Origin of the sequence: Pikeienuella sp., assembly GCF_046290545.1 — a bacterium.
Classification (GTDB): domain Bacteria; phylum Pseudomonadota; class Alphaproteobacteria; order Rhodobacterales; family Rhodobacteraceae; genus Pikeienuella.
In genome coordinates, this window is sequence record NZ_JBKAGV010000017.1 from 880,645 (window position 1) to 900,010 (window position 19,366).

The following is a 19,366-nucleotide window of genomic DNA, read 5'->3' on the forward strand; positions in this document are numbered from 1 at the left end:
GGAGCGGCCCGCGCGTTCTTGTCAGAATGGCGGCGCGGCTGATACATGTCGCGGCGCGGCGGGCCGGCTTAGCTCAGCCGGTAGAGCACCTGATTTGTAATCAGGGGGTCGGGGGTTCGAGCCCCTCAGCCGGCGCCAATAAAATCAACAAGTTATCCTGTATCCTCTTCGATTGTCTTCGAGAATCGACGATCTGGGGGACATTTGGGGGACATTTTGCCGCCGCTACCCATTAAATCGGCCGGATCGGTCAGGCGCTTGCGTCTCAGGTTGCCGGCGCACCCGGAAGGGTCATGGCGATGGTTTTCATGATCCGGTCCGTCTCCGCCAGAATCTTCAAAATGCGCTGATAGTGGCGAATGTCGTCATAGCCGAGCGCGCGGCCTTTCCTGTCCTTCAGCCATTTCTGCGCGGGCTGGTAGCCGCCGATGAAGAAGCCCCATGCGATCCCGGGCGCGTTGGCGAAATGCTGCGTTCTGTTGATCCAAACGGCCCCGTCCCGGAATTCCGGCTTCTCCACCGTCGCGTCGCCCTCGCCTCGAAAGGGATAGGGCGTTTCGCCTATCGCGTCGGGTTCCATCAGGTGAAGGCGACGGAGGCGTGCGCCCTTTGCGCTGATATCCCAAAACTCCGCCGGGGAGGCGGGCCAGGCGATGCGCGGGAAGTCCTTCTTCAGGAAATCAGCGAAGGTCTCCCGATAGGCGGGGCAGTGGAGGACGCCGTAGATGTAGTCAAAGACGGCAATCTCATCGGGTTCGCCGTGGTCGAGATCGGTGGCGAGGGTTTTCAAGCGGGCGTGGAGTTTAGGATCGAAGTTGATCCGCCGAGAATGATCAATGTCGTCGAAGGTGTATAGAAGAAAGTTATTGTTCTGTTCTTGAGTCTTATTAGAAATAAAGCAGCTTTCCGATGGGAGGTTAGATACAATAGCGTGATGGTATCCAGTGAAGGCTAGCTGTCGTGGTATCGAAAGGCAAATATTGCTTCTCCCAACTAAATTTCGGTTAAAGTCCAAGCGAGGGTAATCCATCGCAGCCTCACTTAGTATACAATGCCGAACGTCAAAGGGCCGGTAGGCACAGCGCTGAATTAATTCCTCATCTAGCAATTCCATGGCCTTTTTTCGTGCAGAAGATACGCTCCAATCTCTATTGTCCGCAATACCATAAACTCTTGCTATCTCCGAGTCCGTTATCCGAACGTCTCGAAGGTCTGCCAATCGCTTCGCAAGTTCATCATATCCTTCCGCAACGGCAAACCCATCTCTATGCGTTTGAAAACCAAGAACACTTGTTCGAAAGAATTCTCGAAGTGCGAAGCCGCGGTTATAGGAATTCTCCAACAGATAATTTCGAGGAACTAGCATGTAGTGAGGTGCTCTTGGCTCCAGTGGCTGCCACCAGTTTGCGCCGCGAGTGCCATCCCAGAGTGCGCGATACTTTCCCTCTCGCTCGCCCCACAAGTCAGCATGTTGAACCTCTGCTAGGTCCGACGGTATTGGAGTGCCCTTCTTTGGTTTTCGCTTCACCGCGATGACAATGGCGACGCCCTGTTGGATGTCGAAGACGTTGCGGTCGGGGCCACCGTCCGGCGCCCGCTCCTTCTTCTTCGCATTGCCGTGCAGGTCCATCACATGGATGCGGTCGAAGACCTTCATCAGCCGCCAGCGCATCCCGCGGAAGGTCGGGTTGTCGAGCCAGCCGTGATTAGTGATGAAGCCGAGCACTCCCTCCCCGTTTCGTTCGATCAGGTGCTCCGCCAGCCGGATGAACTTGACGTAATCGTCATTGATCCATTTCGGGTTCCGCTCCTTTAGCTTGACCCGTCCGCCCGGCTCCTTCTTGTAATCCTCCATCAGCTTCGTGATCCACGCGCCCTTATTGGCGCTTTCCCCGGAATAGGGCGGGTTGCCGATCACGCACATGATCGGCATGTCTCGCTTGATCGCGTTGGCCTGCCGCACTTCATCCGAAAGCCAGCGCGCGAAGGGCAGCGTCTGGTTCGCCGCCTCCCCCTCCTCCAGAGAATTGGTGAGATAGACGGAGAGGCGCGGCGGCGATCCCGTGGGGCGATAGCCCATCTCCGTCAGGATCATATCCAGCTTCATGTGGCACATGGCATAGGAGGCCATCAGAAGTTCGAAGCCGTGCAGCCTCGGGATCAGGTCCTTTTCAACGTAGCCGGACCATGCGCCCTCCGCCATGTCGTGGATGCGGGGGGCGATTTGCTTGATCACCTCAGCGAGGAAAGTCCCCGTTCCCGTCGCGGGGTCAAGTATCTGCACCCGGTGAACCTCTTTCCGAGTGACGACAGGCTTTCCCTTCGCGTCTTTCTGCCCAGTATCCCAGTCTATGGTGACTTTCGACGTGTCGGCTAGTCCGTCCGCGAGCCCGAATTCAGACTTCAGCACGTCATCAATGGCGCGGACGATGAAGTTGACCACCGGTTCGGGCGTATACCAGACGCCCCGCGCCTTCCGTTTCTTTGGGTCATATGCGGCAAGGAAGGTTTCATAGAAATGCAGGAACGGGTCATGGCGCCCGGTCAGTCGCCCGAAGCCTTCCATGATTGCGGCGACGTTCGCGGCCTGAAACGTCTTCGCCAGATCGTCGATGATCCAGCGGATACGGTCGTCAAGGTCCGCGCCCGCGACGTAGCCGAAGAGGCTGCGGAGGAAGGGATTCGACTTCGGGAGAAGTTCAAGCGCCTCATGCCGGCTGAAACTCTCCAGCGTGGTGTCATGAAGGCGCGCGGCGAACATGCCGTAGGCGATGGTCTCCGCGTAGATATCCGCGAAATCGTCAACGCTGATGTCATGGATAAGATGCTCGCGGAACGCCTGATACTGGCCCGCAAGCTCCGTGCGGAGGTCGCTATCAGCCTTCAGCGCATTGCGGAGCACATCCTTGATAAGCGCCGCCTTACCCGCCATCCGCTCCGCCAGCTCGCGGGGTGAAGTGATGGTTTGCGGCGTTTGGGCGATGAAGTTGCGGAGGAGAGATTCGAGCGCCGCGAATTGATCAGGGCGAGGCTGGATGCCCATCAGGTAGTCCCCGATGGTGACGGAGGCGACGCGCTCCCCCTCCCGATAGAAATCCCAATCTAGGCAGTTGGTGTAGATGAGGTTCGGCAGGCCCTTCAGATAACGTTGCTGCTGGTCTCGGTTGGCGTCCCGCATCTTGCGGATATCGAGCCCCACATCTTTCGCCTCGGCATGGCCGATGACGATATCGCCGCGTTGGATCAGGAAATCAGGTGCGCCACATTGCACCCGGCGGGGTTCGTTCAGGGCGGCGACGTTCGGGGCAAGGGCGTTGAACAGGGTTTGCAACGCGGGCCGGTAGGAATGCTCTGTCGCCTGCCCGCTCCGATAGGCGGTCTGCACATTGGCCACGAAATCGCTGATGATGGTCATGATCCGCCCCGAAAACCTCTCACGGATAAGACGGAATTAGGACCGACGGGGCAAGGGCTGGCCTCAGCGTGCTCTTTGAGGTGCGCTGAAGGCGTGACGGAATGCGCGTCGTCGCCGGGCAGCCGCCTTCCTGCACGCTTCCCGGCAATAGACAGCATCGGCCCGCCGTTCGGTCGGGATATCCTCGCGACAGTCCCGACATCTCCAGCCGCGGCGGATGTTGAACAGGATACGGATCGCCCTGCGACGGCGGGCCGATATGTTCGTGTGGAGGAACGACTCAAAGCGGACGACAATCCGCCCATCGTCTTCGATCTCCGCCGCTATCCCATGCGCTTCGGTCATCTCCGCCGTCCGTTTTCCGATGACGTTATCCGGGTCATCTCTTTATCTCTGTTGCATTCGTGGAGCTGACTTCCCTCGCCGCGCGCCATCGCCTCCACCGCGCCCGCTGCGCTTCCGCAATCCGCGCCCTGCCTTCCACCGTCCTGGCCCCTGTTGAAAGCCCGCCATGCATCCGACAGCGCGATTTTCCTGAGACGACCGGCGCGCGGCAGGGCAGGCCGGTTCGCGTCCGCGCGCCGCAGCGAGGGCGTGCTGACCTTGGCGTGATCTTAGGGCGTTGCGGTTTCACCCCACGACGCTCGCGCGCCCGCGCGCGTAGTGTGCAGAATTTGTCCATTGCGAGCCGATCTGCGATTTCGCCAAACGTGATCGGACTTCGTGCTTCACCCCATGACGCGCCCGCGCGCCCGCGCGTATTGGTGCCATCATTGTCTACCTTCGCGCCGAGCGCTTTCAGCAAGAGACGCGGCGCATGTCCGCGAAGATCGATGCGCTCCGATCTTTCCCAGTATCTCACTGCATTGCGGTGGAGCCCCGTTCGCCGCGCAAGTTCCGCCTGAGACAGCCCCCGGTCGAGACGCAACCGCTTCAGCTCCTCGCTGGTCATCGCGCCGCCCCCTCCACCAAGGAAGGCAAGGAAGGGAGGAAGGGTGTATAGTGATAGTTCACGGAATCCGCGATTTTAGGGGCGAAGCGATAGAGCCCGACTTGTCGCCTCCCTTTTGCCGGGGGCCTGAGTTCCACGATGAAGCCGCGCTCCAAGAGCACGTCGCGGGCGTTGGCGATCCGTTGGTAGTGCCAGGGCGGCGATTTCGCCTTTGACATCGCTGATGGCGCGATAGCGAAGGATGGCCGGTTTGAGTGCCAGCGCCGGAAGTAGGCGAGTAGAAAAAAGGCGTCAGGCGCATCAAGCAGTTGGTCCATAAAAACATCCTCCATAGTCGCTTGCGGGCGCTTCAGCCCGAGAAAGTTCCGCCCGCGTTCCTGATAGCCCCAAGCTGACCGGGCGACGCAGGCAATCTCCGCCAGTGACAACGGGTCCGGGAACGCCGCGGCCCATGTCTCTGCGGCGTCCTTTAGGGCCTCCAGATCGTCGCAGTGGCGCGCTTCGATCATGCACCACCGGTAGAGGCTATCATTTCGCGTTCCCGTCCTAACTGCCGACGCGGGGGCCGAAGAGAAAGCCGCGGGGCGCAACGTTGGAAGATCGCGGATATCCTCCAGCCCGCCGGAGATGAACCGATACGCCGCGCCAAGGTCGCCCCGCCACGAAGGCGGCGCCACGGTCAGGCCGGCCCCAAGAACGTCTATTGGAGCGCCCGGCAAGGGCCTGATGCAGCGGGCCTCGCCATTGTGCCGATACCAGATTTTCGCTTTGCCTGAAGCGGTGCGAATGATGACCGGGCTTTCGCCGAAGCGTTCGAGCGCAGCGCCGAGATACGCCTCGCCCACGGCGTCAACATCCACCTCGGTGAGGCCAGAACGCGCCCCCATAACGAGCCCAACGCCCTCTGCGGCGGCGAACCGCGCACACATTGTCCGCGAGGCGGGAATGCCGATCTTGTTCCAGTTCGCAACCATCGGTTTCTTCGCGCGCGTATCCATCGGGATCACCGCGAGGCCCGCCTCATGATACTCAGGCGCATGAAGGCCGAAGACGCCTAGCTCCGCCATCGGCTTGCCCTCCGTAAGAAGGCTGGGCGCACGGCAGGAAGCATTCGTGCCCTTGCTGTCGCGCGGGCGCTCGCCGCCGGTTCTCGCCTAACTGGCGCCGGCGCTTCGAGAAGCTGGCGCATGTCTCACGCCGCGTTCGCTCTAGGCCGGGCCAAGAGCCATGCGGCGATGTCGGCCTCAGTCCATCCAACAGCGCGCCGCCCGAGCCGAAGCGGCTTCGGGAAGCGGTCTTCTGCCATAAGGGCGTAGATCGTCGAACGGCTAAGGCCGGTCACGGCCTCCACCGCCGGTCGGCGGAGAATCTTCTGCATTGGTTTCGTCTCTTCCTATGCATTGCCCCCCCCCCTTGAAGGGGCGAGACTTGTTTGCGAGGATGAGACTGAGACAGGGGGTTGCCATTCCTTGCCTCAATCTCGGCCCCTCGCAGAGTTCCTAGGCTCGCGAGGGGCCATCGCCGGTTCCTCATTTGTCCGCCGACATCTAGTAGGATACTAGGCGATTCGGACGGGGCAAGTGCATGAGCGAGAAAACCGCCATCGTCGGAGGTGCATTCTACAACGTCTTGAAAGCATTATTCGATTGTCGCTCTGTGGCTGCCGCCATCGCGACTTTGTGCGCTTCAGCGTCCATTGCATTCTCCGGCGCCCTGACTGGACGTGCCAATGTCATTGACGGAGATACTCTCAAAGCTGAGCTGAGCGAATCAGGCTTCACGGTATCGACGCCCCGGAAAGCCGCCAGCGCTGCGACGATGAGGGCCCCAAGCCTAACTCTTTCGGCTATATCGCAGTGTTGTCCTTCCGAAAACGCGCGAGCTGTTTAATACAGAAAATGCCTATTAATTATATAAACTTAGAATTAAGGCTCTCTGGATCCATCTTTAATATGCTTCCGTCGTTTATATTGTCAATTGCACTTAGTATTTCTTCTGATTTTGCAAAGCTCTTTGCAAATTCGCTTCTATCAATGATCTGTGTAATACTTTCAGTTGCAGCAACTTCACTACTGTCTATTTTTTCGTACACCGATGAAGTGACGCATGGGGAATAGTGGGTTGGAGTAGTACTCATAGAAAACCCATAGTGGTACTTCGCGTACTTACCGGGAGTAGAATAGTTGAGAGAATAAATCTTTGGGCGAAAATAGCCAGAATTGATGCTTGATTTATTTGCTAAAAAACATATTACGCCACCTGGATTCCTTGCGATGCTGCCATGGCTTGCGCCAATCTTTCCGTCTCCCGCCTTACGATACTTCAAAACACAGTCTTTCATGCCAATTTCAAGAACTTCTATCGCAATGCGGCCTGTATTTTCAAACGCATATCGAAAAACTCTGTACAAACCAAAGGGACTTTCTCCTCTTTGAATCCAAGGAAATTTGAGGCCTCCTGTCCCACTTACTAAGGCTTCAGTAAGTTTCTCTGTAGAGGATATTTGAAACCATTGTTCATCTATTGAAATATCCCACTCCGTGGCCAAAGTCTTGATTATAGACCTTCTCGCCTGAGGTCGGAGGTCTCGCTGGCCGTTGTCGTTGAGGATGCGTTGAATCGTGTTGCGGCCCATGCCATTCCTGCGAAGAGCGGCCTCAAGGGTAGCTTCGTTGGCGCCCGTGGCGCTACAGATGGCGGAAACGAATTGTCGGCAGCTTGGCATGGATTGTTCCCCAAGATTCAACATTCTAGGTAATGTCATAGATTTTTTGCATAAGTTTGCGTATCTTTCAAGTGCGTTATTGAATGAAAGGCCCTTTAGGCTTATCTTATCAGCGAAACATTCGTTGGGGGAGTTTGGTGGAAATGGAAACTCTAGCTAAATCAGACGTCTACCAGTTCTCCGGGGTAATCGAGCGGTTAGATCCCACCGGATTCGGCCTCGTTCGGTTGTCTGATTCTATCCACGGAAAGAGTCTGGCCTTTTTCACAATCGACACACAAAATTTGTCCAAACTAAACGGGCAACGTAAGGTCGGCGGGCGTGTGGCTGGTTACCTTCGTCACAGCAATCGTGATGTATTTCCGATAGTGAAGTTTCGCTAATCCTAACGGTGACTGGCATAGAATCGGTAATGTTTATATTAGAGCCAACAAATGTTGGCGATCATACAGATGATCTGATTACATTTGGTGAGTTACCTGAGCGGGTAAAGGCTTTTGGTTACTTTGTTGATCTAAGCATGTTGAGCCCAGGAGATATTCTCCTCTTTGATGGCGTCGAGCCCACAAAGGGGGGGAGAGCTGTTAAAGTTATCCAGTCGAAGAGTTTTGAGGAAACGCATGCTCGATGGAGCCATGCGGCAATATACATTAGCAAAGGGGTTATTGTGGAAGCTCTTCCAAGGGGTGGAGTAGTCGAGCGAAGTATCTCCGAATATGTTCCGGGGTATACGATCCGTGCGCTCCGGATACCCGATCTTTCAGAGGCAGAAAGATTCGAGATTGCGTTTGCTGCACTCCGGAAAACCAAGCAGTATTATTCTCTAGTAGGGGCGGGGTTCGAATTTGTAAGGGTTACACTCAATCTACAGAATTCGAAATATCGAATTGGCAGAATGGTGTTCTGCAGCCAAATTTGTTATGCTTCTATAATTGAAGGGGCGGGTGTATTTCCGGAAGGATGCCCGATAGCCGACGTCGTATATCCGGCCGCGCTCAGTGGGTCGTCAACGTTTGAGTCGGTCAAGCTTAGATGGGCGCGAATTAATGGAGTAAGTGAGTACTAGCTTCCGGAATGAATTTTCCTTTTGAGACCTAGCTGCACCACCTTCGTGCCCGCCTCGCCCGTTACCATGTCCGCCCACCTGTCGAGCGCCTTCGCCCGCTGCGGCAGCTGCTCCGCCCGGTTGTAGACCCGCGCCACAGCCGAAGCCGCCGAGACGCTGGCGACGTGATTGAGGATGCGGTCAACCACCGCTTCGCTCTCTCCCGCCTCCGCCATAGCCGTTGCGAAGGCTGTGCGAAGGTCGTGGAGACGCCACGCTGGGAAGCCCTCGCCTAGCTTCTCGTCCAGCCGCGCCTTCGCCTTGCTGAAGCCGCTCACGGGCGTCTCGCCGGTCGTGGAGAATACAAGGTCATGCGCCTTGCGCCGGGCGTCGTAGGCCGCGCGCTCCGCCTCCGAGAGCCCCGCCTTGTCCGCTTCCGCCCGCGCCTCCTGCGCTGCCCTGATGGCGTCCAGCTCCGCCTTCGCAGGGGCCGCCAGGTGGACGACGTGCGGTTTCCCGTTCTTGGTCCGCGCGCCGCTGATGGCGAGGCGGTTTTCCTCAACCTCGCTCCACCGCAAGCCGCTGATGTCCCCCCGGCGCTGCGCCGTGATGGCCAGAAGCCGGAACAGAGGCCCCCAGAGGTCGCCCAGATCGCCCGTCGCTTTCCAGATCGCCCGCACCTGTTCCACGCTCAGAACGAGGTCGCGCGGCTTCTCGTTCGCGGCCTTCGAAAGCCCCGCGCCGATATCGGTTTCCGTGTAGCCCCGCCGCCATGCCCATTTGGTGAAGGCGGAGAGCCCGGCCTTGAGCCGGTTGGCCATGATGACGCGGCCCTCGCCCGCTTTAGCGTCAATCCGCGCCTGAAGGTCTTTCCGCGTAAGGTCGCAGATCGGGCTGTCGAGATGGCTTTCCAGTGCCTGTTCCAACTGGCGGCGGCGTTCCTCCGCCGTGCGAAGGTTCGGAGAGAGGTGGAGAGCGTCATAGGCCGCGATGACGCTGCGCACGGATACCTTTGCCGCCTCCGCCTCCAGACGGGCCTTCTCAGCCGCCTCCGCCGCGCGCTGCGCCTTCTCCGCCTCTGCGATCCGGTCGATACCCTGCGCCGCCTCTGCCGCGATCTGTTGCGCCATCAGCCGGGCCTTGGCCAGCGTCACCTTCCCGTCCTTTTCCTCGCCATACTCGCCGAGCGTATGCTTGCGCTTCGGCCCGCCCTTCACCCGCTTCTCGAACATCCAGACCTTGCGCCCGCCGGGATAGACGCGAAGGGCCAGGCCCGCCCGCTTTGCATCGGAGACTTCCACCCGCCCGACTTCCGGCGCGGCGAGGCTCTTGAGGTAGGCGTCGGTCAGCTCGATCTTCATAGCGGGGCCTCTGGGGGACATCCGGGGGACAAAATCGGCCGGAACATTCCGGCCCTCTGCGGAACAAGATAGACGCTGATTGATTGGGGGACAATCCCTAGGAAACAGAAAATTCGATGCTTTCTCCGATGGAAGGGATTGCTCTGGAATTCCCCGGCGTGTATCGGAACAATGCTCGAAAGAGGGGCGCGGAGATTTGTAATCAGGGGGTCGGGGGTTCGAGCCCCTCAGCCGGCGCCGACGCCTTCACCGGGGCGAACTCCATCGAGCACGGGCGCCGCAGGCGGCGGCGAGGAAGACGGAATGGAGCCTCGGGACCTGATCCTGTCCTTCGACCTCGGGGCCGGCGCGATGCGCGGGGGCGTCACCGGGCCTGACGGCGCGTCGCTCGCCTTCGCGGCGGAGCCGAGCGCCGCCCCGCCCGAGACCGAGGCGGACCCGGAAGGGTGGTGGCGGGCGGCGCGGCGGATCGCCGAAGCCCTTGCGGCGGCGCTGAAGGGCGATTTCGAGCGGATCGGCGCCGTCGCCGTCGCCGGCTTCACGCGCACGCAGGTGCTGCTCGACGCGGACGCGAACCCGGTGCGCCCGGCGATCGGCTTCGCCGACCGGGCGGCGGCGGCGCTGGCGGAGGAGGCGCGCGCGCTCGCGCCGCCCGGCGCGCCGGAGGCCGCGCGGCTCGACGCCTTCCACCCGGCGCTCAGGCTCTTTCGCCTGGCGCGGACGGAGCCGGAGGCGCTGGCGCGGGCGCGGGCCGTCGTCGAGCCCAAGGATTTTCTCAACGCGCGGCTCACGGGCCGGGTGGCGACGGACGCGATTTCGAGCGCGCGGCTCCTCGCGGCCTCGGCCGGCGGCGGAGGCTCGATCCTCGCCGCGCTCGGCCTCGACCCCGGCCTCGCGCCGCCGGCGCTCGGCCCGCTTGACCGGCTCGGCCCCGTCCGCCCCGGGCTTCCCGGCGCGTTCGCGCGGCTGGCGGGGCGGCCGGTGATCGCCATGGCGCATGACAGCTGGGCGGCGGCGCTCGGGCTCGGCGCGCTGCGGGCGGGATACGGCTACAACCTGACGGGAACGACGGAGGTGTTCGGCGTCTTTTCCGGCGCGCCGGCGGAGGCGGAGGGGCTCCTTTCGGTGGATTGGGGCGAGGGGGCGAAGCAGCTGGGGGGGCCGAGCCTTTCGGGCGGGGACACGCTGCTCTGGGCGCTGGGCCTTCTCGCGCCGGGGGAGGGGCCGGAGGCGGCGATGGCGCGGCTCCTCGCGGCGCCCCGCGCCGCCGCGCCGCTCCTTTTCCTGCCCTATCTCCGCGGCGAGCGGACGCCGTGGTGGGACGCCTCGCTGCGCGGCGCCTGGGTCGGGCTCGACCGGACGCACGGGGCGGGGGACCTCCTCCGCGCCGCGCTGGAGGGCGTCGCCTTTCTCAACAGGATCGTGCTGGACCGGGCGGAGGCGCCGACGGGCGCGCGCGTCTCCGAGATCCGGTTCGGCGGAGGCGGCGCGGCGAGCGCGGACTGGGCGCGGATCAAGGCCGCCGCCTGCGGCCGGCCCTTCGTGCGCGCCGGCGGGCCGGAGCCGGGGCTGCTCGGCGGGGCGCTTGCGGCGATGACGGCGCTGGGGCGGCATCCCTCTCTCGCGGCGGCGCAGGCGGCGATGGTGCGCGAGGGCGCGCGGTTCGAGCCGGAGCCGGAGGAGCGGGCGCGGATGGACCGCCTCCTGCCGCATTTCCTCGCCGCGCACCGGGCGCTCGCGCCGCTCGGCGCCGCGCTGGCCGGGGAGGCGTCTTGAACGGAGCGGCGTTCTGACTTCTAGTCGGGGCTGAGGAGGCCGGGCGGAGATGAAGCGGATCATCGAGACATACGGCACGGCCCTTGCGGGCGCCGCGATCATCCTCTTCTTCGTGCTTTTCGCGCCGCGCTTCGCCAGCGCGCCGAACCTTCTCAACGTGCTGAAGGATACGAGCTTCCTCGCGATTCTGGGGCTCGGCTTCACGCTCGCGCTGATCGTTTCGGAGCTCGATCTCTCGATCTCGGAAGTCGCCAGCCTTTCCGCCGTCGCCTGCGGGGCGCTGGTGCATTCCGGCGTCGCGCCGCCGCTCGCGGTGCTCGCCGCGATCGCCATCGGGCTCTCGGCGGGGGCGTTCAACGGGTTCGGGGTGACGCGGCTCCGCATCCCCTCCCTCATCATGACGCTCGGGACGGCGGCGGTGGCGAAGGGGCTTTCCTACATGCTGACGCAGGGGGTCGCCTTTGTCGGGCGCTGGCCGACGGAGTTCACCGGGCTGGCGCGGGGGGACCTGATGGGGCTGCCGCTCCTCCTGCTCTGGATGCTGATCGCGGCCTTCGCGGCCTGGCTCCTCGTCGGCTGGACGCGGACGGGCGCGCACATGACCGCGACGGGCGAGGCGGTGGAGGCGGCGCGGCTCGCGGGCGTGCCGACGGCGCGGATGAAGTTCCTCGGCCTCGTCCTTTCCGGCGGGCTCGCGGGGGTGACGGCGGTGCTGCTGGCGGCGAACCTCTCCTCCGCCGCGCCGAACATGGCGGGGGATTATTTCCTCTACGCCATCGCCTCCGTCCTCCTCGGCATGACGATGTTCCGGCCCGGCCATCCGAACGTGATCGGGACGATCTATGCGGCGCTCGTGCTGAAGGTGCTGGGCAACGGGCTCGTGCTGATGGGCGCGCCCTATTACTGGCAGGACATCATCCTCGGCCTCATCATCATCGCCTCGGTCGCCTTCTCGGCGTCCGTTCTGAAGAAAGTGGCCTTCACCGTATAGGCCCATGGAGGGAGTGACGACATGACCGGACCCATTCGCAGACTGGCCGCTGCGGCGGCCTTCCTCGCCTCGACGACGCTCGGCGCGAACGCCTTCGAGCTCGGCGTCATCGGCTTCCAGTTCAGCGCGGAGACGCATGCGCGGGTCGCCAACGCCGCCGCCGCCGCCGCGGAGGCGAAGGGCTGGAACGTGACGCTGCTGAATTCCGAGGGCTCGCTGCCGAAGCATGCGGAGCAGTTCGACGCGCTCATCGCCCGCGGGGTGGACGGGATCGTCGTCGCCATGGGCAAGCCGATCGAGGCGGACGCGCAGTTCGAGGCGGCGAAGGCGGCGGGCATTCCCGTCGTCACCGTCCAGTCCGGCTCCAGCCCGCATGCGCTGGTGGAGATCCAGAGCAACGAATACCAGGTGGGCGCGCAGGCGGCGCTCTATCTCCTCGGGCAGATGGGCTATTCCGGGAACCTGCTGCAGAGCCGGTTCGAGATGAACACCGCCTCCCGCATCCGCGGCAAGGTGCTCGACGCCGTCCTCTCCGAGAACCAGGCCGTCACCGTCGCCGGCTCCTTCTCCATGGCGCGGACGCAGAGCTGGCGGGACGACGTGCGGAGCGGGATGCAGGCGCTCCTCCTCCAGAACCAGGGTTCGGTGGAGGGCATCTGGGCCTCCTTCGACGGGCAGGCCTACATCATCGACGACCTGCTGATGGCCGAGGGCGTGAAGAAGGGCGAGATCCCGCTCGTCTCCGTCGATGGCGGGCCGGAGACCTATCGCCGGATCGCGGACCCGGAGAGCGCGCTCCTCGCCACCGTGATGATCCCCTTCGAGGCGATGGGCGAGATGGCGGTGGAGGTGATCGACCGCGTCGCGACGAAGGGCGAGCCGATCTCCGCCATCGCCTCCGGCCCCTATCTCTTCGTCGACTCGGTGCTGGTGGACGCGAGCAACGTCGCCGAGTTCCTGCCGAAGTGAGCGTCCGGGCGGCGGGAGCGCCGGAAGGCGGGGCGGGGGAGCCGATCCTCCGCCTTCGCGGCGTCGCGAAACGCTATGGCGGCGTCGCGGCGCTCGGCGGAGTCGATCTCGACATTTTCCCCGGCGAGGTGCTCGCGCTGTGCGGGGACAATGGCGCGGGCAAGTCCACGCTCGTGCGGATCGTCTCGGGCGCGGAGACGCCGGATGCGGGGGAGGTCCTGCTCCGCGGGCGCCCCGCCGGCTTCCGCTCCCCGCATGACGCGCTGGAGAAGGGGGTGGCCACGATCCACCAGCATCTCGCCCTCGCGCCCCGGCTCTCGATCTGGGAAAACGTCTTCATGGGCGCGGAGCTGCGGCGCCGGATCGGGCCTTTCGCGCTGCTCGACAAGGCGCGGATGCGGCGGGAGGCGAAGGGCTATCTCGCGCGGCTCTCCGTCGGGATCGAGGATATGGGCCGCGCCGTCGAGGGGCTTTCGGGCGGGCAGCGGCAGGCGGTCGCGATCTCCCGCGCGCTGCTCTGGAACGCCGGGCTCATCATCATGGACGAGCCGACCGCGGCGCTCGGCGTGAAGGAGACGGCGCAGGTGCTCGGCCTCATCCGGGCGCTGAAGGCGGAGGGGCGGACGATCCTCCTCGTCAGCCACAGCATGGCCGATGTCGTCTCCGTCGCGGATCGGGTGGCGATCCTCCGCGCGGGGCGGAAGGTGGCGGACCGACCCGTCGCGGGGCTCGCGCCGGAGGATCTGAGCCGGATCATCATCACCGGGGAGGCGGCCTGACATGGCGATGCGGCTGCTGATCGACTGCGACCCGGGGCAGGATGACGCCGCGGCGCTCCTCCTCGCCGCCGCCTCGCCCGAATTCGACCTCGTGGCGGTGACGACGGTCGCCGGCAATGTGCCGGCGCCGCAGACGGCGGCGAATGCGCGGCGGGTGCTGGACCTCGCCGGGCGGGCGGATGTTCCGGTCCATGAGGGGGCGGCGGCGCCGCTGGTCTTCCCGCTCGGGACGGCGGAATTCGTCTGCGGGCCGGACGGGCTCGCCGGGGCGGACCTGCCGCCGCCCTCGCGCCCGCCGGAGAGGGAGGCGGCGGCGCTGGCCATCATCCGCGCGGCGGAGGCGGGGCCGCTGACCGTCGCCGCGCTCGGTCCGCTCACCAATCTGGCGCTCGCGCTCCGCCTCGCGCCGCAGATCGCTTCACGGATCGAGCGGCTGGCCGTGATGGGCGGCGCGCGCGACCTCGGCAACATGACGCCGGCGGCGGAGTTCAATTTCTGGGTCGATCCCCATGCGGCCGCCATCGTGCTCGGCGCGGGCGTTCCGCTCGCGCTTTTCGGGCTGCACCTGACGCATAAGGCGGTGCCGGAGGCGGAGGAGCTGGCGGCGCTTGCGGCTGCGGGGCGCGCGGGGGCGGTGGTTCATGCGATGATGACGCGCCCCCGCCCCGGCGGGCTCGGCGCGGCGCGGCATCCGTTCCACGACCCGTGTGTGATCGGCTGGCTGCTCAGGCCCGGCCTCTTCTCCGGGCGGGACTGCTTCGTGGAGGTCGAGACGGGGGACGGTGCGCTTCGCGGACGGACCACCATCGACTGGAACGGGCGGCTCGGCCGCGCGGCGAACGCGCTCGTGATGGGGGAGATGGACCGAGCGGGGTTCTTCGCGCTCCTCGCGGAGCGGCTCGCCCGGCTGGAATGAGGAGGCGCGGATGACGCTCGCGGAGGAGATGGCGGCGGAGGCGCGCGCCGCTGTCGAAGCGATGAAGGCGGCGGCGGCGGCGGCGCGGCGGCTTCATGCGCGGGCGGAGCTGCTGCGCCACATGATGACGACCGCGGCGCGGCAGACCGGGCCCGCCGGGGAGGCGGTTGCGGCGATCGCCGGGGAATGGATGAAGGCCTGGGCGCTCACCGGTTATCCCGCGCTCCGGTCGGAGATGGAGGCTTTCACCGCCGCCTGCCTCGAAAGCGCGCGCGCTCCGGGGCCGGAGGCGGATGCGCGGCTCCGCGGCGCGCTTTCCGCGCTCGACGCCGCGCTGGAGACGGCGGGCGCGACGCTGGCGGATGAGATGGCCTGGCGCTCCGAATGCGCGCATGGCTGGTGGGCGCTCGTCTCGCCCGCGCCGTCGGGGCGCGGATACCGGGAAGAGCGCGCCTCCGCCCGGCCCTTCTGGACCGCGGGCGCGCCGCCGCATTGCGGGGCGGAGCCCTAGACGCCCAGCCGGTCCAGCAGGCGATATGCGGCGACGGTTGCGCCGACGCCGACTTGGCGGAAGCGGTGAAAGGGGATCGGCCGCGCCGCGGTGACCGGGAAATCCAGCGCCGCGGGGTCGGCGCCGCAGGCCCATTGCGCGAGGACCTTGCCCATCACCGTCGCCATCGCGACGCCGCGGCCGTTGTAGCCGAGGCCGGCCATGATCCCCGGCGCGAGGAGATGCAGGCCGGGCAGGTGATCGCGCGTCACCGCGACGTTCCCGCCCCAGGCATGGGTCCATTCCGCGCCTTCGAGCTGCGGGTAGAGCCGGAGCGCGGCCTCGCGCAGCGCCTGCTGGCGCGCGCGGATGTCGCGATCCGCCATCGCGCCGCGCCCGCCGATGATGAAGCGCCCCTCGGCGTCCTTCCGGAAATAGAGGAGAAGCCGCCGCGTGTCCGAGGGCGAGTGGCCTTCGGGCAGGATCGACGCGGCGACATTGCCGGAGAGCGGGGCGGTCGCCACCTGCACCGAGGTGACGGGCACGACCGTCCTGCCCAGCGGATCGGCGAGGTCTCCGGTATAGGCGTTGGTGCAGACGAGCGCGCGGCGGGCCGTGACGCGCCCCGCTTGCGTCCGCACCGCGATGCGGTCTCCGTCCGTCTCGATCCCCGTCACCGGGCTCTCTCCGTGGAGCCGGGCGCCGGCGCGCTCCGCCGCGTCGGCGAGGCCGAGGGCGTAGTTCAGCGGGTGCAGGTTGCCGCCCCGCCGGTCCACGATCCCGCCCAGATAATCTCCCGTTCCCAGAAGGCGCTCCGCCTCCGCCGCGCCGAGATCGTCGACCGGGGCCGCGAGGGCGCGCCATTCGGCGGCGACGGCCCTGAGATCGGCGAGCGCCTTCGGGGTGTGGGCGGCCCGGACCCAGCCCGGGCGGGCGGCGCTACAGGCGATGTCGTGCCTCGCGATCAGGTCGAAGACGAGATCGCCGCCGCCGCCCGAGAGCCGCGCCATGCGGCCGCCGAGATCGGCCCCGAATTTCCGCGCCAGCGCCTCGGGCCCCTCCTTCAGGCCGGGATTGACCTGCCCGCCATTGCGGCCCGAGGCGCCCCAGCCTGGCTGCCTCGCGTCGAGCAGCACGACGCTTTGCCCCGCTTCCGCGATGTGGAGCGCGGCGGAGAGCCCGGTGAAGCCCGCGCCGATCACCACGCAATCCGCCTCGACGGCCTCCGCCAGCGCGGGGCGGGCCGGCGCCGGGTTCGCGGTGTCGGACCAGAGGCTTGCGGAGAGGGCGTCGCGCTCGTGCGGGATCGGGGGCATGGCTCAGGCGGCTTTCGGAACGGCCGGAACGGCGAGGAAGGCTTCGAGCGGCGCGGCGCTGTCGGCCCGGCCTTCGGCCTCACGCTCCAGAAAGGCGATGGCTGCCTCCTCGTGCTCGGTCATGCGGCGAAGCGCGGGGCGGTCAGCCGGCGGGCCCATCTCTTCGAGCCGCCTGAAGAGCGGAATGTAGGCGGGGAAGGTGCGGCGCATATAGGCGAGAAGCCCGTCCCAGTCGTTCGCCCAGCGCGCGGCCTCCGCCCGCCCCTCGGCCTGCAAGTCGGCGGCATCTCTGCACGGGAGGCCATGTTTCTCCATCAGCGGGCGGACGATCCCGGCGGTGTGGCGCTCCACTTCGGCCAGCAGCCGCAGCTTCGCGGCCCGCTCGCCTTCGAAGAGGCCGGCGAGGGCGGCGTACCAGGCCTCTCCGCTGATCTCCTCCTCGAAATAGGCGGTGAGCGTTTCGAAATAGCCGGCGGGCTCCGCCCCGCCCGTCCGGGCCGGAAGGCTGGCGCCGATATCGGGCCGGTCGTGCTTCATCGGCTGGTCGATGTCGACGATCTCCTCAAGCTCCTGCGCATATCTGTGACCCGCATAGACCGCCGCCGCAATGATCGCCGGCGCCTCGGCGTCGCCGATCCGCGTCAGCGTGAAGGGGAGGCGGGAGGCGTCGCCCCCGACCGTCGCCAGAAGGTCGCGGTGGAGGTCGTCGTTCGGCGCGCGCTGCGTGACGAGGACGGCGGCGGCGGCTTCGATCACGCGCTCGCCCCCGGAATAGACGCATTCGAGCGTCGCCGCCCTGCCGTCGAAGCCGGTGAAGCTGTGCGCCGTCACGATCCCGACGCCGAGGGACTGGAGGTGGGTGCGGATGCGCCAGCGTTCGGAGGTCTTGCCGGCCCAGGCCGAGACGCTGTCTTCCTCGGTCACATAGGTGACCGGGACGCCGGTTCGCGCCACCGCCTCGGCGATCACGCCGGCCATGTAGTAATTGTCCCCGTCGAAGACGACGGCCGGCCCTTCGGGCAGGCGCCCCTCCATGATGTCGTCGGGCGTGAAGACGGCCGCGCCGCCGGAGGCGATGTCGACATAGGTCTTGCCGTCGAAGACGTCGCGCCGCCAGGTCGCCCCGGTGGCGATGGCCACATGGTCCGCGCCGACCTCCAGGATGCTTTCGGCGGTCATCCGGCTTTCGCGGAACACCTCCACATTCGGCATCTTCAGGAGCTGCTGTTCGCGGTAATCGCGCACGCGGATGTATTCGCTCATGCCCGGGAGCCTCGCCTCCCGCGCCACCCGGCCGCCGAGCTCGCGCCCGGCCTCGGCCAGAAGGACGGAATAGCCGCGGAGGCCGAGGGTGCGGGCCGCCTCCAGCCCCGCGGGCCCCGCGCCGACGATCAGGACGGAGGCGCCGGACGAGGCGGGCTTCGCCCGCTCCGGATGCCAGCCCTTGCGCCATTCCTCGCCCATCGTCGGGTTCTGCGTGCAGCGGATCGGCGTGCCCGTGCTGTCGCCCGAATAGCAGATGTTGCAGCCGATGCACTCGCGGATATCCTCGAAGCGCCCCTCCTCGATCTTCTTCGGGAGGAAGGGATCGGCGATGGAGGGCCGCGCGGCCCCGATCAGGTCGGTCACGCCGCGGCGGAGCTGCCCCGCCATCGTGTCGGGCGAGGTGAAGCGGCCGACGGTGACCACGGGCTTCGTCGTGACTGACCTCACCCAGTGCATGTAGGGCTCCAGCGCCGCCTCCTTCGTGAAGCGGCTGACGCCCATTTCGAGCGTGTAGTCTGCGATGTTGATGTCCCAGAGGTCCGGCAGCTCGGCCAGCATCGCGAACATCTCGCGCCGCTCGCCTTCGACGGGTTCGCCGTCCTCCCCTATGGTCTCGTCGGCCTTGAAGCGGACGGCGACGGCGCAGCGGTCCCCCACCGCGTCCTTCGTGTCGGCGATCAGCTCGCGGACGAGGCGAACGCGGTTTTCGAGGCTGCCGCCGTATTCGTCGGACCGCGTGTTCATGCGCGGGTCGAGGAAGTTGGCGACGAGGTAGCCGTGCGTCGCGTAGACATAGACGATGTCGAACCCCGCCTCCCGCGCGCGGAGCGCCGCCTTCCGGTGCCAGCGGCGGAAGTTCGCGATGTCGGTCCTGTCCATCGCCCGGGTCTGGAACGGCATGCCGGCGAGGTTGGGGAGGCTGGCCACGTCCATCGGGGGCAGCCGCGTCATCAGGTTGGCGGAGCGGGCGCCGGAATACCAGAGCTCGGCCCCGGCGAGCGACCCGTATTCGTGGACCATGTCGGTCATCGCGGAATGCGCGCGGATGTCGCTGTCATCCCACAGCGAAGCGGAGACATGGGGCAGATCGTCCGAGCTCGGATGGATCGAGTTGTACTCGGTGCAGATCACGCCCCAGCCGCCCTCGGCCTTCATGCGGCGCATATGGGCGAGCGTGTTGGGGCGCAGATAGCCCATGCCGGTGCAATGGGGCACCTGGTAGAAGCGGTTCCGCGTCGTGACCGGCCCGATCCTCAGGGGCTCGAAGAGCGGGGCGTAGCGGGGATCGACAGGCATCTTCAGGCTCCCGGAAGGCGATGCGGCAGGCGGCGGCAGGCGCGCGCGCCGCGATGCGCGGTTTGGTCC

General features: G+C 65.5%; 16 protein-coding genes and 1 tRNA gene. 9 read left to right on the forward strand and 8 right to left on the reverse strand.

Annotated features, from left to right (window positions below; translation table 11 throughout):
* The first annotated feature begins 62 nt into the window (after positions 1-62).
* Positions 63-138 (forward strand) — tRNA-Thr (locus ACE37J_RS20695).
* A gap of 127 nt (positions 139-265) precedes the next feature.
* On the opposite strand, the gene ACE37J_RS20700 is transcribed toward ACE37J_RS20695, so the two are convergent.
* The gene (locus ACE37J_RS20700; protein WP_409715299.1) at positions 266-3,415 is read right to left on the reverse strand and encodes a type ISP restriction/modification enzyme; all 3,150 of its coding nucleotides are present in this window, start codon (positions 3,413-3,415) and stop codon (positions 266-268) included.
* A 93-nt stretch (positions 3,416-3,508) separates the two neighbouring features.
* Between ACE37J_RS20700 and ACE37J_RS20705 the strand changes: the two genes are divergently transcribed.
* Complete coding sequence (locus ACE37J_RS20705; protein ID WP_409715500.1) at positions 3,509-3,829, forward strand: hypothetical protein; 321 nt, start codon at positions 3,509-3,511, stop codon at positions 3,827-3,829.
* On the opposite strand, the gene ACE37J_RS20710 is transcribed toward ACE37J_RS20705, so the two are convergent.
* The 4 genes from ACE37J_RS20710 to ACE37J_RS20725 form a co-directional block, all read right to left on the reverse strand.
* Positions 3,795-4,367, reverse strand: coding sequence for an HGGxSTG domain-containing protein (locus ACE37J_RS20710; protein WP_409715302.1), 573 nt, complete (start codon positions 4,365-4,367; stop codon positions 3,795-3,797). The two genes, ACE37J_RS20705 and ACE37J_RS20710, sit on opposite strands and share 35 nt — an antisense overlap.
* Positions 4,364-5,434, reverse strand: a complete 1,071-nt coding sequence (locus tag ACE37J_RS20715) for a bifunctional DNA primase/polymerase (RefSeq protein WP_409715305.1) — start codon at positions 5,432-5,434, stop codon at positions 4,364-4,366. The genes ACE37J_RS20710 and ACE37J_RS20715 overlap by 4 nt, the downstream gene beginning before the upstream one ends.
* Before the next feature lie 125 nt (positions 5,435-5,559).
* The gene (locus tag ACE37J_RS20720) at positions 5,560-5,745 is read right to left on the reverse strand and encodes an AlpA family transcriptional regulator (RefSeq protein ID WP_409715308.1); all 186 of its coding nucleotides are present in this window, start codon (positions 5,743-5,745) and stop codon (positions 5,560-5,562) included.
* 531 nt (positions 5,746-6,276) lie between these two features.
* Positions 6,277-7,002: a hypothetical protein gene (locus tag ACE37J_RS20725; RefSeq protein WP_409715311.1), complete on the reverse strand. Its 726-nt coding sequence runs from the start codon at positions 7,000-7,002 to the stop codon at positions 6,277-6,279.
* Positions 7,003-7,483: 481 nt separating this feature from the next.
* Between ACE37J_RS20725 and ACE37J_RS20730 the strand changes: the two genes are divergently transcribed.
* Entirely contained in the window at positions 7,484-8,158 is a 675-nt protein-coding gene (locus ACE37J_RS20730; RefSeq protein ID WP_409715314.1) for a hypothetical protein, read from the forward strand.
* Here the strand turns inward: ACE37J_RS20730 and ACE37J_RS20735 are convergent.
* Positions 8,155-9,498 carry a tyrosine-type recombinase/integrase gene (locus tag ACE37J_RS20735; protein ID WP_409715317.1) on the reverse strand — a complete coding sequence of 448 codons (1,344 nt, stop codon included), beginning with the start codon at positions 9,496-9,498 and terminating at the stop codon, positions 8,155-8,157. The two genes, ACE37J_RS20730 and ACE37J_RS20735, sit on opposite strands and share 4 nt — an antisense overlap.
* A 303-nt stretch (positions 9,499-9,801) precedes the next feature.
* Between ACE37J_RS20735 and ACE37J_RS20740 the strand changes: the two genes are divergently transcribed.
* The 6 genes from ACE37J_RS20740 to ACE37J_RS20765 are packed head-to-tail and all read left to right on the forward strand — an operon-like array spanning position 9,802 to position 15,440.
* Positions 9,802-11,274: a xylulokinase gene (locus ACE37J_RS20740; protein ID WP_409715320.1), complete on the forward strand. Its 1,473-nt coding sequence runs from the start codon at positions 9,802-9,804 to the stop codon at positions 11,272-11,274.
* A gap of 49 nt (positions 11,275-11,323) precedes the next feature.
* Positions 11,324-12,265, forward strand: a complete 942-nt coding sequence (locus ACE37J_RS20745; RefSeq protein ID WP_409715323.1) for an ABC transporter permease — start codon at positions 11,324-11,326, stop codon at positions 12,263-12,265.
* A gap of 21 nt (positions 12,266-12,286) precedes the next feature.
* Positions 12,287-13,234: a sugar ABC transporter substrate-binding protein gene (locus ACE37J_RS20750; RefSeq protein ID WP_409715326.1), complete on the forward strand. Its 948-nt coding sequence runs from the start codon at positions 12,287-12,289 to the stop codon at positions 13,232-13,234.
* On the forward strand, positions 13,231-14,013 hold the full coding sequence (locus tag ACE37J_RS20755) for an ATP-binding cassette domain-containing protein (protein WP_409715330.1): 783 nt from the start codon (positions 13,231-13,233) through the stop codon (positions 14,011-14,013). The genes ACE37J_RS20750 and ACE37J_RS20755 overlap by 4 nt, the downstream gene beginning before the upstream one ends.
* Before the next feature lies 1 nt (position 14,014).
* Positions 14,015-14,929, forward strand: a complete 915-nt coding sequence (locus ACE37J_RS20760) for a nucleoside hydrolase (protein WP_409715332.1) — start codon at positions 14,015-14,017, stop codon at positions 14,927-14,929.
* A gap of 10 nt (positions 14,930-14,939) precedes the next feature.
* A complete protein-coding gene (locus ACE37J_RS20765) occupies positions 14,940-15,440 on the forward strand; it encodes a hypothetical protein (RefSeq protein WP_409715335.1) in 501 nt (166 codons plus the stop codon).
* Here ACE37J_RS20765 and ACE37J_RS20770 read toward each other — a convergent pair.
* Both ACE37J_RS20770 and ACE37J_RS20775 read right to left on the reverse strand, forming a co-directional pair.
* Complete coding sequence (locus ACE37J_RS20770) at positions 15,437-16,735, reverse strand: NAD(P)/FAD-dependent oxidoreductase (protein ID WP_409715338.1); 1,299 nt, start codon at positions 16,733-16,735, stop codon at positions 15,437-15,439. The two genes, ACE37J_RS20765 and ACE37J_RS20770, sit on opposite strands and share 4 nt — an antisense overlap.
* 3 nt (positions 16,736-16,738) lie before the next feature.
* The gene (locus ACE37J_RS20775; RefSeq protein ID WP_409715342.1) at positions 16,739-19,297 is read right to left on the reverse strand and encodes an FAD-dependent oxidoreductase; all 2,559 of its coding nucleotides are present in this window, start codon (positions 19,295-19,297) and stop codon (positions 16,739-16,741) included.
* Positions 19,298-19,366: the final 69 nt, after the last annotated feature.